The sequence below is a fragment of the Shewanella sp. SW1 genome, assembly GCF_025653545.1.
GTDB lineage: Bacteria > Pseudomonadota > Gammaproteobacteria > Enterobacterales > Shewanellaceae > Shewanella > Shewanella oncorhynchi.
This window is the reverse complement of record NZ_JAKKSG010000028.1, coordinates 11,732-25,486: the sequence shown is the minus strand read 5'-3', so window position 1 is coordinate 25,486 and position 13,755 is coordinate 11,732. Positions and strand designations below refer to the sequence as shown.

Here is a 13,755-nt window from a genome sequence, read left to right as displayed (position 1 = left end):
TGATCTGATGGCGGATATCGCCATTATCTTCCATTGGCCGCTATCTGAGATGGCGGCAATGGACATCGATGAGCTTCTAGGCTGGCACGATAAAGCGCTGGATAGATGGGAAAGAATTAACAAGGTTTCACATGACTAAAAAATTAGAGATGCGCGTGTTATTGGCGGCAGTGGATAAAATCACGGGGCCATTAAAAAAGATGCGCCAAGCCAGCGGCATAACCGCCACTCAATTAAAAGAGACGCAAGACCGAGTAAAGTCTCTTAATAAGCAGTCCGCTCAAATCGATGGTTATCGCAAGGTGAGCCGCAGCCTAGGTATTACCGCCAATGATTTGGCCAAGGCACAAAAGGAAGTGAAACGCCTAGCGCTTGAGATGCAAAGCAGTCAGGCGCCAACTAAAGCGCTGGTTAAAGAGTACGAGCAAGCTAGGGCGGCAACCGTCAGGCTGAATACTCAGCATAAAAATTTAACCATTAGCCAGCACCGGCAGCGTGAAGCACTCCGCTCTGCGGGGATTGATACTCGTAATCTTTCACAGCATCAACGCACGTTGACTGCAGAACTTTCTCAGGCTAACAAACAACTCGACCAACAAAAGCGCCGCCTACAACAGGTTTCGGAGCAACAGAAAAAGCTATCCGCAGCACAAGCCTCTTATCACAAAACCAAAGCACTGCAGGGCAATATGGCTGGTGCGGGCGCAACAGCTGCAGCATCAGGTGCGGCTGCGCTCTATGCTGGCTCGCAGGTGTTACAACCAGGTCTAGATTTTACCGCCGCACAATCCAAGGTTCAGGCATTAACTCGGCTTGATAAAGACGATCCGCAACTCATCGCGCTGCGAAAACAAGCGCGCGAACTTGGTGCCTCAACCAGCTTTACCGCGAACGATGTATCACAGGGGCAGTCATTCTTAGCTATGGCGGGCTTTGATGCTAAGTCAATTAAACAAGCCATGCCTGGCATGCTCGACTTAGCCAAGGCAAACGATACCGATCTCGCGGTTACGTCCGATATTGCCTCAAACATATTGTCTGGCTTTGGTTTGGCTGCAGATCAAATGAATCGTCTTGGCGATGTGCTCACCGCAACCACAACTCGCGCCAACGTTGACTTAACCATGCTGGGTGAAACGATGAAATACGTTGCACCTGCCGCGCGTGATTTAGGTGTGAGCGTAGAGGAAGCCGCCGCTATGTCGGGATTGCTCGGCAACATTGGTATCCAAGCGAGCCAAGGCGGTACGGTAATGCGCGCCATGCTCAACCGTTTGGCAGGGCAAACAGGGCCTGCTGCCGACGCAATAGAATACTTAGGACTAAAAACCAAAGACAGTGCCGGCAATCTGCGCGCGATCCCCGACATCTTAGCTGATGTGGTCAAGGCCACTAAGACTATGGGTAACGCTGACCGCGCCGCAATACTTAAAACCATCTTTGGTGAAGAAGCGGGCACTGGCGTCAGCGAGCTAATTAAACAACAGGGTGATGGTGCCATTACCTCGTTTACCAATGTGCTGCGTAAATCTGCTGGCGAGAACGCGCGAGTGGCCAAGACCATGGCAGATAATGCCAAGGGTGATATCGATACCCTTAAATCGGCGTGGGAAGATGTCGGCATCGAAATATTCGAAGGTAACAACGGAGGCATTCGCAGTTTTATCCAGCAAATCACTGGCGTCGTCAATAGCATCGGCAATTGGATGAGGGTGAATCCTGAGCTAACCGGCACGCTTTTTAAAGCGGCTGCAGCTATGGCTATTGTCGCTGCCGTCGGCGGTTCGATCACCATCATGCTAGCGGGCATCTTAGGCCCAATGGCCATGCTGAAATACAGCACATCGATACTTGGCATTAAGTCATTGCCGCTGATGGGTAGCGCGCTCACTAAGCTGGGTGGTGCATTTAAGTGGGTGATTGGTGGATTAAGGGCGTTATCTTTAGCGCTGGTATCTACGCCAATTGGTTGGGTGATCTTAGGCATTACTGCGTTAGTTGCTGCAGGCTATTTACTCGTTACTCACTGGGACACGGTTAAGGCGTGGATGGTTGGATTCTGGCAAACCATCACCTCGTTAGTAGATGAGGGAGTAGCAGTAGTCAAAAACTATTTCAACGGCTTACCTGAGCCCATTAAAGCCGTGCTTTCCAGCATTTGGGAAACCATGAAAACGGTTTTCTCATGGTCGCCAATCGGGCTAATAGTGAACAACTTTGACGACATTGTCTCGTACCTCACCGGACTGCCGGCTAAGTTTTCTAGTTTGGGCGAAATGACAATGGACGGTCTAGTTAAAGGGATCACCGGCAAGCTGACCGAAGTAAAAGAAACCATCACCAATGCGGCCAGCAATGCGATTGGCTGGTTTAAAGATGTACTCGGTATTGCGTCACCCAGCAAAGTGTTTGCGGTAATGGGTGACCAAACGATGGACGGCTTGACCGTTGGCTTGAATAGAAACCAGCAAGCGCCACTAAACGAAGTCAGCAAGCTCGGTAAGCAAATGGCAGGCACTGCCTTTGTGCTGGGCATCTCGGCACTTCCTGCCGCCGCCATGCCAAATTTGCAGGCTATCCCAGACCAAACCCGCACCATCAGAGATGAATACCAAGGCGCTGATTATTCGGTACCGGATGCAATCCGTTTGGTAAAAGAGGGCGAGCTACCAGCCAGAAAAACGAAGAGTGACGACTTAACGCATAACGGCAGCGACTTAGCGCATAACAGCAATGGCTTAACGCATAACGCAGCGCCAGATAGATTAAGCGCCGGCAGTGCCTTTGCGCAGCGCCAAGCGCCACAATCTCAAACCGTTCACATCGATGCGGGTATTCATGCGCCCATTACTATCTACGCCACTCCAAATATGGATGCGCAGGATGTCGCGCGGTTAGTCGCCATCGAACTAGAAAAGCGTGACCGCGCTCAGCAAGCGCGCCTTCGCAGCAGCCTTAAGGACCTCAACTAATCATGATGATGACACTCGGTTTTTTTGTATTTAGCCGGCTAACTGTGCCATACCAAACATCGCAGCATGACATGGTATGGCGTCACCCAACCAATAGCCGCGTTGGTGCGCGGCCATCGGCGCAGTTCTTAGGTGTTGGCGATGAAACGTTAACGCTATCTGGTGTGCTAATGCCAGAAATCACCGGCGGAGAACTTAGCCTTGATGCGCTGCGTAAAATGGCCGACACGGGTAAAGCCTATCCACTGATTGAAGGTCGCGGCACTGTGACAGGCTTTTTTGTGATCGAGAAAATTAGCAAAGGCCGCAGCGAGTTTTTTAGTGACGGCGCAGCGAGGAGGATTGAATTTACGATTGAGCTAAAACGGGTGGATGAAAAGAACACTAGCCTCATTGCGAACGAGAACCTAGTCGGCATGGGCATCAGCAAACTGGTGAGGGGGATTTTGTGAACCTACTCGAACAGTTTAACCCGCTGGCATCGAGCGACCAGCCGACGCCAGATTATCAAATATTGGTCAATGGCAAAGACATCAGCCCCAAAGTGAAAGCGCGGCTTATGTCGCTGCGCCTAACGGATAACCGTGGCTTTGAGGCCGACAGCATTGAAGTACAACTCGATGACGCCGACGGTGAACTGGCGATGCCACCCAAGGGGGCAACCATGCAAGTGCGTATTGGCTGGAAGGGTAGCGCGCTGGTTGATAAAGGCACGTACACCATTGACGAACTTGAACACAGCGGACCGCCAGATTACTTAACCATTCGCGGTAAATCCGCCGATATGCGCGGCACCTTGCAGCAAAGCCGTGAGCAAAGTTTTCACCAGCAAAGCGTGAGCAGCATTATCGATGTCATCGCAGCTCGGCATCAGCTCAAGGCTAAAATTAGCGACAATTTGAAAATGGAATTTATCGATCACATAGACCAAGCCAACGAGTCCGATGCCAATTTTCTTAGCCGCCTCGCCGAACAGTTTGATGCCATCGCGACGGTAAAAAACGGCAACCTGTTATTTTTACAAGCGGGTTTAGCCCATAACGCCAGCGGCATCGCGCTCGACCGTGTAGACATTACCCGTCAGTCAGGCGACAGCCATCACTTTGGCGTCGCCGATCGCGATGCTTACTCAGGCGTTGTGGCCTATTGGCAAAACGATAAAGGTGCCAAGCGACAGACAGTTAAAGCCAAAAAGCCTTGGCAAAAAAGTAAACCGAAAGCTGAACCTGAGCAGCCTCTAGACCAAAATGGTGCGCCAATAGCTGTGGGCGAAAAGGAGATCATGGTTGGCAGTAACGACAACGTCAAAACCCTACGGCATACCTATGCCAACAAGCAGAACGCCGAGCGCGCAGCGCGTGCCATGTGGGATAAACTGCAGCGCGGCGTGGCTACCTTTACCATCACCTTAGCCATGGGGCGACCGGAGCTATTCCCTGAGCTGCCGGTTAGCGTCAGTGGCTTTAAGCCGCAAATCGATAACAGTGACTGGCTACTTACCCGTGTTGAGCACAACATCACCGACACGGGTTACACCACAGGGATAGAGCTAGAAGTTAAAAACAGCGAAGTGGCTGAGTTGACCGGTGGCGAAGATGAAACAGGTTAACCGCTAAATACATCGAGCACAGACGCCAATAACTATGTTGGCCACTGCCGAAGGTAAAAATTTTGCAACGACACACAATATGTTGTGTATATAACCCTATGGCCACCCTTTAGAATGGTTGTACGCAGTGACAATAAGGAGTTAACCATGACCTCGCATAAACCATGTAAAACCAACATCCATAAAGAGGCGGTGTAATGGGTTGCGGTGCAGGCATGACCTGCCCACATTGTGACAGCCGCGCACTACAGCGCCGAACTCGCGCTATCACGCCGCTCACTCGTGAGAAAACCTACCGCTGCAATAACGACGAATGTGGTCACATATTCGTTAGTATTGAAGAAATCCAGCGCACCGTAGTACCGCCACGCATTCGCCGCGAAGGGATAAACCTGCAAATGAGCAGAATATCCAAACCACAAGCAGAACCAAGCCGCACAGAAGCTAGCCCAACTCAGCGATAACCAGCAACACCAAAACAAAAAGCCCACATCAAAGTGGGCTTTTTGTTGTCAAATACAATATCGCGGACAATATGTGGCAAAGTTTCTTTAAAAAACCATAAAAAACAAAGCTTTAAAACATCAAAAAAGGAGGTCTTAGCCTCCTTTCTCTCATAATTCATCTTTCACAACAATTAAGAATGCAGTCGGCCTTCGGGCTGTTCGAAGATTAAATCTTCCATTTGCTCATAAGCGGACTCATGGCCAGGAGCATTAAACAGCACCATTAAGATAACCCATTTGAGATCTTCTAAAATCAGGGTTGGTTCATCCAACTCCATAACTCTATCGATCACCATTTCACGGGTTTCGACATTCAGCACTTTAACTTGCTCTAAAAACAACAAGAAACCGCGGGATTCTACATCCAGCTTGTCCATTTCGTCCTTCGTATAGATACGAAACGAATGCTGATCGTGATTACAAAGATAAGGTTTATCCCCTTCTTGTAATTCAGCTAAGCGCTCTAACCAAGTTAACGCTTTTAAAATCTCGGATTGATGAAATCCGGCACGAGTGAGTTCCTTGGTTAACTCGTCTTCATCAACTAGTAGTTCAACTTCACTGTGAACATAGTTTTCAAATAGATACATGAGGATATCAAACATGGCTAGCTCCTCTTTACTCTGACGTAACCACCGGGTACTGCTATTACCCAACCTTGCAACTCAAGTTCAAGCATTTGTTCTAACACCAGATCTATCGTTTTTCCACTATGTTCAACGACTGCATCAATTGATGTAGTTTCATAACCTACACTAGCTAACAGAGACGAAAATGGCAAATTACAAATCTCGCCTTGCTGTATATGGTGGCATAACTTCAATTCTTCAAGGTGGAAAGCGGTTAAACTTGCCAACTCTTCCACTATATCGGCAGCAGTTTCCACAAGCTTTGCTCCATCACGTAATAAATCATGACAGCCTTGATGGTAACCACCTAAGATTGAGCCCGGAACGGCAAACACCTCACGCCCTTGTTCCATCGCCAACCTAGCAGTGATTAAAGAGCCGCTTTTGCGACAGGCTTCAACCACAAGAGTACCTAAAGATAGACCGCTAATAATGCGATTTCGTTTCGGAAAATTACCCGCAAAGGGACCAGTATCAGGCCAAAACTCGCTAAGTATACAGCCTTGCCGCTGAATATCATGATAAAGCTGTCGATGTTTTCGTGGATAAATGATCTCTATGCCCGTACCTAGTACGGCAATAGTGTGCCCTTGATGGTCAACACAGGCTTTATGGGCCGCCCCATCAATCCCCATCGCCATGCCACTACAGATACCAAATCCCATTGAGGACATCTCAGCAGCCAGTTGGTAAGCAACCTGCAATCCGCCAGGAGAAGCATTACGACTGCCAACAATAGCAAGATAAGGAAGGGCTAACACCTCTAAGCAACCTTTAACGAACAGGACGGCGGGCGGATCTGAGAGTTGTTTTAATAATGGGGGATAAAGCGGATCAGAGAAACAAAGCAGATGATGATCGGCGGCTTGCTGTTGCCATTCGAGGGCGACATCCACTTTTTGATAATCAATAACAAGGCTATGGAGCAGATGATCTGATAAAGGTAGCGCTTGTCTCTCATGCTCTAACCTTTGTCTGAGGTCGTCCACTTCCATGTGCGTTAATAATTGTTGGATCCGAGCGGGTCCTAGCCCAGATACAGCACAAACAACTAACCAATCGACCAAATTTTCAGAGATTATAGACCTCTTAAGGCTAAAGATTCTGGGGCGATTAACTTATCGTCGACACGAACAGGCCGCTCGGTGGAGACAATCAAACCTAAGCTCGCCTTATCAAACACTTTAAACACTAACAACTTACCATGATAAACATCCGGCATCTTAACTGCACGATCCGAAGAGACTGACGCCATTAGGTTATCATAGGCAGTACGTTCAATTGCAGGAACTGGCATACCATCATTGTTGATAACAATAACCTCACCATCACGGTAAATAGAAAATACCACCCCAGGCTCGACGCCATCCTGAGTGCCTTTATCTAAGTACACGACATTCAACTTACCCGCTTCACGCAAATTTGATTCTGTTGCTAACACTAAAGCTGGTATCTTTAATTCCGCAGGTTTAGGAGTAAAGTAAGCTGACATCAAGGAATCACTTTCCATCGGCAATACTCTGAAGCCTGCTTTAGTTTCGCGAAAGCTCGTTAGCAACTTAATTTTTGAAACCTTACCAGACTCAATCACTTGCCCAGTAGACGACAAAATGGCTTCTTGTCCTAACGCTTCGCCTGACTCTTTATTGAAAAACTCGCGACCACGTTCGTAAATACCATATTTTTGGTTTATTGGCAGTTCAGCATCAATATAAATCACATCACCCACAATATGGTGACGCGATGGACTTTCACCTGCCAGCACCATAGGTTGCTCAGTAAGCCAGTGAGTCTCGACGACCCGATTCTGCACTAAATATTGTTCAATCAAGGCTAAATCAACGGCTGGAATAGCATTACTCTTAGCAATGACACGTCCCTCTGGACTCTTTTTTACATGGGGTTTAGCACTATCGACAGTAGCACCATTACGCACAAGGCGGGGCTGACCATCAATAAATACCAGAGTGAGTTGATCGCCAGGGTAAATAAGGTGGGGGTTAGCAATCTGTGGGTTTACATCCCAAAGACTCGGCCATTTCCATGGGTCATTCAGAAACGCGGCGGAGATATCCCAAAGAGTATCGCCCTTTTTCACTACATATGACTCAGGATGCCCCGCCTTAAGCGTCAGGGTATCTGCGGCAACAAACGTGCAATTGAATGTCATTAACGCGAGTAAAATTAACCGTTTCATGGGTATTTCCATGTTGTTTAACTCTTAGTTTGAGCTTTTACTGTTATTGGTAGGCACTAAAGATTAAAATTAACTCATTAGCATCAGTCAGTATAACTAACTGGCAGAGATTTGACAGACTTGTTAAGAGTTTATGTATGACACTATTAAAAGTATTACAATTCCCTGACGAAAGATTACGAACACAAGCCACACCCATCAAAGAGTTTAATGCCGAGCTGCAGACTCAAATTGATGATATGTTCGAAACCATGTATCAAGAAAAAGGTATCGGTCTGGCCGCGACCCAAGTTGATTACCATAAACAACTTATTGTCATGGACTTACAAGATGAAGTCGAACGACCCAAAGTGTTTATCAACCCCGAAATTATCGCCAGCAGCGGTGACTTCTGCAATGAAGAAGGTTGCCTGTCGGTTCCGGGGATTTACGCCAAAGTCGATCGCGCCGAATTTGTCACGGTAAAAGCCTTAGACAGACACGGTAACGAATTTATAGTTGAGGCCGATGAGTTATTTGCCATTTGTATTCAACACGAAATGGATCACCTCAAAGGCAAATTGTTTGTCGATTATTTGTCGCCGCTAAAACGTCAGCGGATCAAACAAAAACTTGAAAAAGCGGCCCGATTGGACGCCAAAGAAGCATAGGATCAGATTTGAAACCACTCAACATCATCTTTGCCGGAACACCGGATTTTGCCGCTCGCCACTTACAAGCACTGTTGAACTCACACCACAATGTGATTGGCGTTTACACTCAGCCCGATAGACCCGCTGGCCGCGGCAAGAAACTGACCGCCAGCCCAGTAAAAGAACTCGCTATCGCCAATAGTATTCCAGTGTTTCAACCCGGCTCATTACGTAAAGAACCCGCGCAACAAGAACTTGCCGCACTCAACGCCGATATCATGGTGGTCGTCGCCTACGGCCTGATCTTGCCAAAAGTCGTGTTAGATACACCGCGTTTAGGTTGTATTAACGTTCATGGTTCTATTTTGCCACGCTGGCGTGGTGCCGCACCGATCCAACGCGCACTTTGGGCCGGCGACAAAGAAACTGGCGTAACCGTTATGCAGATGGATGTGGGTTTAGATACTGGTGACATGCTGCTTAAAACCACTCTGCCGATCGAAGATAACGACACGTCAGCCAGCCTTTACGAGAAACTGGCAGAACAAGGTCCCGTTGCCCTATTGCAAGCCCTCGAAGGTTTGGCAAATGGCACCTTAGCCGCTGAAAAACAAGATGAAGCCTTAGCGAACTACGCAGAAAAACTCAGCAAAGAAGAAGCCAGACTCGACTGGAATAAATCCGCTAAACAGTTATGGCAAGAAGTCCGCGCCTTTAATCCTTGGCCTGTGAGTTACTTTGAGCACCAAGGTAACACTATAAAAGTGTGGCAAACTCAAGTCAGCGAAACCACCAGCACAGCCGCTCCAGGTACTATTATCAGCGCCAGCAAAAAAGGCATAGACGTTGCCACCGCTGATGGTGTGTTAACCCTGCTGAGTATGCAGCTTCCGGGGAAAAAGCCACTCAATGTTGCCGATATTCTCAATGCTCGAGGTGAATGGTTTAGCCCGAATACTCGCCTCGCAAACGAGGCACAATAATCATGAACTTGCGCGCGCTAGCTGCGAAAGCCATCTTCGAAGTATTAGAAAAAGGCGTGTCACTGTCAGTGGCATTGCCTGATCAACAAAAACATCTTGCCAGCGGCAAAGATAAAGCCCTACTTGCCGAGATCTGCTATGGCGTGATGCGCACTCTGCCGCAAATAGAAAAACGCATCAGTGAATGCCTAGCGAAACCACTCAAAGGTAAGCAAAGGATTATCCACCAGCTCCTGATCGTAGGTTGCTATCAACTGTACTTCACTCGTATTCCAAGCCACGCCGCAATTTCAGAAACCGCCGAAGCCTGTCGCCAATTAAAATTTGAAGGCATGGTCAAAGTGGTTAATGGTGTACTGCGCAATATTCAGCGCCAGCTATCGCCGCTAAGTACTGGATCAGATACCTTAAGCTATAACACACCCGCTTGGTTAATTAAGCGCTTAAAAGAAGCCTATCCCGAGCAGTGGCAAGACATCATTCAACAAAACCATGAACGCCCGCCCATGTGGCTGCGTAACAATCGCTTATCCCAGAGCCGTGCCGAATACCTTGCTGCCTTAGCCGAACTCGACATTGAAGCGAGCGAAGGCAGCAGTGCCGATGCCATTCTCCTAGCGCATCCAAAGGATGTCGCCACACTGCCACACTTTCATGAAGGTGCAGCATCAGTGCAAGATGGCGCGGCACAATGGGCGGCTACCTTACTAGCCCCGCAAGCGAATGAATTAATACTCGATGCCTGCGCGGCACCCGGTGGCAAAAGTTGTCACTTACTCGAACTTGAGCCGAGTATCAAATTAGTCGCTGTTGATTTTGATGCCAAACGCCTTGAGCGTGTGCAACAGAACCTTGACCGCTTATCATTAAAAGCGGAGCTTATCCATGGTGATGCGGCCAACATAGACTCATGGTGGCAAGGCGGACAATTTGATCGTATCTTACTGGACGCGCCTTGCTCAGCCACAGGAGTGATCCGCCGCCATCCCGATATTAAATGGTTGCGAAAAAACCATGACATCGAAGAGTTGGCTGAACTACAACAGCAAATTCTCGATCATTGCTGGAAGTGGCTAAAACCCGGTGGAACGCTTCTTTATGCCACTTGTTCGATTTTACCGCAGGAAAACCGCGACCAGATCAGTGCGTTTTTAGATAGAACGGTAGATGCTAAGCTAGACACACTTGCCCAGCAAAATTCGCCACAGGATATAGGTTGGCAAATCACGCCAGGACAAGACAATATGGATGGGTTTTATTATGCCCGTTTATTGAAAGCGACTGATTAGGAAGTAAGCAAGGCCATGAAAATTATCATATTAGGTGCGGGTCAAGTTGGGGGAACCTTGGCCGAAAATTTGGTGGGTGAGAACAATGACATCACCATTGTCGATTATGACAAATCCAGATTACGCGCCCTGCAAGATAAATATGACCTTCGCGTCGTAGCGGGCCATGCCGCTCACCCTGATGTGCTCAGAGAAGCGGGCGCAGAAGATGCCGACATGCTTATCGCCGTAACCAATAGTGATGAATGCAATATGGCTGCCTGCCAGATTGCCTATACCCTTTTTGGTACGCCGACTAAAATTGCCCGTATCCGCTCAGAACCGTATTTGGCGATGCGCGATAAACTCTTTATCGACAGTGAAACCAAAAATAGCGATGGTCGTCCCCGTGGCGGCTTCGTGATCGATGAATTAATCGCCCCTGAACAGTTAGTGACCGCTTACATCCAGCGACTCGTAGAATATCCAGGCGCATTGCAAGTGCTTGAATTTGCTGAAGGCCGCTTGAGCCTAGTGGCTGTTCGAGCCTATTACGGCGGCCCACTGGTGGGGAATGCATTAGCGGCACTTCGCGAACACATGCCCAATATTGATACCCGGGTCGCGGCGATTTTCCGCCAAGGCCGCGCTATTATGCCTCGCGGAACGACCATTATCGAAGCCGATGATGAAGTCTTCTTCGTTGCAGACAGTCGCCACATTCGTGCTGTCATGAGCGAAATGCAAAAGCTCGATAACTCCTACCGCAACATTATGATCGCCGGTGGCGGTAACATAGGCCTAGGTTTAGCAAAACGCCTTGAGCGCACCCACTCGGTCAAACTGATTGAGCATAAATTAGAACGTGCAGAAGCCTTATCGGAGCAGCTGGAAAATACCACAGTGTTCTGCGGTGATGCCTCAGATCAAGAATTACTGCTCGAAGAACACATAGACCAAACCGACGTATTTATTGCGGTCACCAATGACGACGAAGCCAATATTATGTCCGCCCTGCTAGCAAAACGTATGGGCGCGAAAAAGGTCATGGTGCTTATTCAACGCGAAGCCTATGTGGATATCGTGCAAGAAGCCAACATCGATATTGCTATCTCACCACAGCAAGCGACGATTTCAGCACTATTAACTCATATTCGTCAGGGTGATATCTGTAACGTTTACTCTCTACGTCGTGGGGCGGCCGAGGCAATTGAAGCCATCGCCCACGGAGATGCCAGCACTTCTAAAGTCGTTGGCAAAGCCATTGGTGATATTAAGTTGCCACCGGGGACAACGATTGGCGCCATTGTCCGCAATGATGAAGTGCTGATGGCCCACGACAAAACCGTGATAGAGCAAGGAGATCACGTGATCTTGTTCTTAGTGAATAAAAAGTTTGTCGGCGAAGTCGAGAAGCTTTTCCAACCAAGTGCTTTCTTCTTCTAAGAACCTTAGTAAGCCAACTTATGCTGAACTTTAGACCGCTATTGTTTATTTTAGGGCTGTTTTTGTCCATGCTGACAGCTTTCATGCTGATCCCACTGCTCCTCGCCGCATACAAAGGAGAGGAAACTGTGGGCTCTTTTATGGTGTCGGCATTAGTCACAGGCATTAGCTCAAGCCTGTGTTTACACAATGGCCAAAGCAAAAGCATTAACCTCAATATCCGCGATATGTTCTTGCTAACCAGCCTAACGTGGTTGATCGTAAGCCTATTCGCGGCCATGCCATTTACCCTTTATCACGGTATTGGTTATACCGACGCCTTCTTTGAAACCATGTCCGGCATCACGACCACAGGTTCTACTGTACTCTCAGGGTTGGATACTATGGATCACAGTATCTTAATCTGGCGCTCTTTATTGCAATGGCTAGGTGGGATTGGTTTTATCGTAATGGCGGTGGCGATTCTACCCTTCTTAAACGTTGGCGGGATGCGGCTATTCCGCACTGAATCATCCGATTGGAGCGATAAAGCAGTGCCTCGCACCCAAAGCATGGCTAAGTATTTATTCTTTATATATATTTTACTAACGAGTTTCTGCTGTGTTGCCTATCATCTGGCGGGAATGACTTGGTTTCAGGCCATCAATCATGCAATGACCACCCTCTCGACTGGTGGCTACTCGACCTCAGATAGCTCAATGGCGGCGTTCTCCAACTCTGCACACTGGGTTGGGATTTTCTTTATGGCAGCAGGTGGCTTGCCACTGCTCATGTTTGTACAAACCATACAGCAAAGGGATCTACGGATTTGGAACGATGCTCAGGTCAAAGGCTTCTTATTTTTCCTCACATTTGTATCTTGTTCTATTGGCTTCTGGCTGTGGCAAACCCGCGACATTGAGCTTCTAGATGCACTGCGTTTATCCAGCTTTAACGTGGTATCGGTAGTCACCACTACAGGTTATGGCTTAACGGACTATGGTGCTTGGGGCGCCTTTGCCAATATCGCCTTCCTGTTTTTAATGTTTGTAGGTAGTTGCTCTGGCTCCACTTCGGGCGGGATTAAGATCTTCCGTTTTCAAATTGCTGGGGCCATTATGCGCGAGCAATTGAAACAGCAATGTCATCCAAACGGTATCTTTAGGGAACGTTACAACAACCGCATCATCAGTGATGATATCGTGCGCTCTCTGATCACTTTCGTACTGCTGTTTGTGATGGTGATTGTAGGCTTGTCAGTGATTTTAGTGCTCACGGGTCTCGATCCTATGACCAGTTTCACGGGCGCGATTACGGCAGTCACTAACGTTGGCCCTGGTTTAGGCCCGATTATTGGCCCTGTAGGTAACTTCTCAACGCTACCCGATGTCGCTAAATGGGCGTTGTCACTCGGCATGCTCCTCGGTCGTTTAGAAATCTTAACCGTGGCGGTGTTGTTCCACCCGAGTTTCTGGAAGTACTAATTCAGTAGAGCTTGAATACTAAAAAGGCGCTTAACTTGTTAAGCGCCTTT

General features: G+C 48.2%; 13 protein-coding genes. 10 read left to right on the top strand and 3 right to left on the bottom strand.

The features are described 5' to 3' along the window. Positions 1 to 7: 7 nt before the first annotated feature. From L5M71_RS20370 to L5M71_RS20350, 5 genes are all read left to right on the top strand, one after another. Positions 8 to 139, top strand: coding sequence for a GpE family phage tail protein (locus L5M71_RS20370; RefSeq protein WP_014358022.1), 132 nt, complete (start codon positions 8 to 10; stop codon positions 137 to 139). Next, on the top strand, positions 132 to 2,972 hold the full coding sequence (locus tag L5M71_RS20365) for a phage tail tape measure protein (RefSeq protein ID WP_263209459.1): 2,841 nt from the start codon (positions 132 to 134) through the stop codon (positions 2,970 to 2,972). Before L5M71_RS20370 ends, L5M71_RS20365 begins: the two co-directional genes overlap by 8 nt. Before the next feature lie 2 nt (positions 2,973 to 2,974). After that, positions 2,975 to 3,424, top strand: a complete 450-nt coding sequence (locus L5M71_RS20360; RefSeq protein WP_263209458.1) for a phage tail protein — start codon at positions 2,975 to 2,977, stop codon at positions 3,422 to 3,424. Next, on the top strand, positions 3,421 to 4,581 hold the full coding sequence (locus L5M71_RS20355) for a phage late control D family protein (protein ID WP_263209457.1): 1,161 nt from the start codon (positions 3,421 to 3,423) through the stop codon (positions 4,579 to 4,581). Before L5M71_RS20360 ends, L5M71_RS20355 begins: the two co-directional genes overlap by 4 nt. Before the next feature lie 197 nt (positions 4,582 to 4,778). Continuing rightward, positions 4,779 to 5,045 carry an ogr/Delta-like zinc finger family protein gene (locus tag L5M71_RS20350; protein ID WP_263209456.1) on the top strand — a complete coding sequence of 89 codons (267 nt, stop codon included), beginning with the start codon at positions 4,779 to 4,781 and terminating at the stop codon, positions 5,043 to 5,045. A 173-nt stretch (positions 5,046 to 5,218) separates the two neighbouring features. Here L5M71_RS20350 and L5M71_RS20345 read toward each other — a convergent pair whose 3' ends face one another. From L5M71_RS20345 to L5M71_RS20335, 3 genes are all read right to left on the bottom strand, one after another. Further along, positions 5,219 to 5,692, bottom strand: coding sequence for a DUF494 family protein (locus tag L5M71_RS20345; RefSeq protein ID WP_006083793.1), 474 nt, complete (start codon positions 5,690 to 5,692; stop codon positions 5,219 to 5,221). Positions 5,693 to 5,694: 2 nt separating this feature from the next. After that, entirely contained in the window at positions 5,695 to 6,711 is a 1,017-nt protein-coding gene (gene dprA, locus L5M71_RS20340; protein ID WP_263209455.1) for a DNA-processing protein DprA, read from the bottom strand. A gap of 83 nt (positions 6,712 to 6,794) precedes the next feature. Then, complete coding sequence (locus L5M71_RS20335; protein ID WP_105250830.1) at positions 6,795 to 7,925, bottom strand: LysM peptidoglycan-binding domain-containing protein; 1,131 nt, start codon at positions 7,923 to 7,925, stop codon at positions 6,795 to 6,797. A 125-nt stretch (positions 7,926 to 8,050) separates the two neighbouring features. On the opposite strand from L5M71_RS20335, the gene def reads away from it, so the two are divergent. The 5 genes from def to L5M71_RS20310 are packed head-to-tail and all read left to right on the top strand — an operon-like array spanning position 8,051 to position 13,705. Beyond that, entirely contained in the window at positions 8,051 to 8,563 is a 513-nt protein-coding gene (gene def, locus L5M71_RS20330; RefSeq protein ID WP_263209454.1) for a peptide deformylase, read from the top strand. A gap of 8 nt (positions 8,564 to 8,571) precedes the next feature. Continuing rightward, positions 8,572 to 9,528, top strand: a complete 957-nt coding sequence (gene fmt / locus L5M71_RS20325; RefSeq protein ID WP_263209453.1) for a methionyl-tRNA formyltransferase — start codon at positions 8,572 to 8,574, stop codon at positions 9,526 to 9,528. A gap of 2 nt (positions 9,529 to 9,530) precedes the next feature. Continuing rightward, positions 9,531 to 10,817 carry a 16S rRNA (cytosine(967)-C(5))-methyltransferase RsmB gene (rsmB, locus tag L5M71_RS20320; protein WP_263209452.1) on the top strand — a complete coding sequence of 429 codons (1,287 nt, stop codon included), beginning with the start codon at positions 9,531 to 9,533 and terminating at the stop codon, positions 10,815 to 10,817. 15 nt (positions 10,818 to 10,832) lie between these two features. After that, entirely contained in the window at positions 10,833 to 12,242 is a 1,410-nt protein-coding gene (gene trkA, locus L5M71_RS20315; RefSeq protein WP_105250826.1) for a Trk system potassium transporter TrkA, read from the top strand. Between the two features lie 20 nt (positions 12,243 to 12,262). Then, entirely contained in the window at positions 12,263 to 13,705 is a 1,443-nt protein-coding gene (locus L5M71_RS20310) for a TrkH family potassium uptake protein (protein WP_263209451.1), read from the top strand. Positions 13,706 to 13,755 lie beyond the last annotated feature (50 nt).

Excerpts from the sequence above, each read along its gene's own strand:
- L5M71_RS20370 (WP_014358022.1), top strand. The coding sequence starts at position 8 with ATGGCGGATATCGCCATTATCTTCCATTGGCCGCTATCTGAGATGGCG.
- L5M71_RS20365 (WP_263209459.1), top strand. The coding sequence starts at position 132 with ATGACTAAAAAATTAGAGATGCGCGTGTTATTGGCGGCAGTGGATAAA.
- L5M71_RS20360 (WP_263209458.1), top strand. The coding sequence starts at position 2,975 with ATGATGATGACACTCGGTTTTTTTGTATTTAGCCGGCTAACTGTGCCA.
- L5M71_RS20350 (WP_263209456.1), top strand. The coding sequence starts at position 4,779 with ATGGGTTGCGGTGCAGGCATGACCTGCCCACATTGTGACAGCCGCGCA.
- L5M71_RS20345 (WP_006083793.1), bottom strand. The coding sequence starts at position 5,692 with ATGTTTGATATCCTCATGTATCTATTTGAAAACTATGTTCACAGTGAA.
- dprA (WP_263209455.1), bottom strand. The coding sequence starts at position 6,711 with ATGGAAGTGGACGACCTCAGACAAAGGTTAGAGCATGAGAGACAAGCG.
- L5M71_RS20335 (WP_105250830.1), bottom strand. The coding sequence starts at position 7,925 with ATGGAAATACCCATGAAACGGTTAATTTTACTCGCGTTAATGACATTC.
- def (WP_263209454.1), top strand. The coding sequence starts at position 8,051 with ATGACACTATTAAAAGTATTACAATTCCCTGACGAAAGATTACGAACA.
- rsmB (WP_263209452.1), top strand. The coding sequence starts at position 9,531 with ATGAACTTGCGCGCGCTAGCTGCGAAAGCCATCTTCGAAGTATTAGAA.
- trkA (WP_105250826.1), top strand. The coding sequence starts at position 10,833 with ATGAAAATTATCATATTAGGTGCGGGTCAAGTTGGGGGAACCTTGGCC.
- L5M71_RS20310 (WP_263209451.1), top strand. The coding sequence starts at position 12,263 with ATGCTGAACTTTAGACCGCTATTGTTTATTTTAGGGCTGTTTTTGTCC.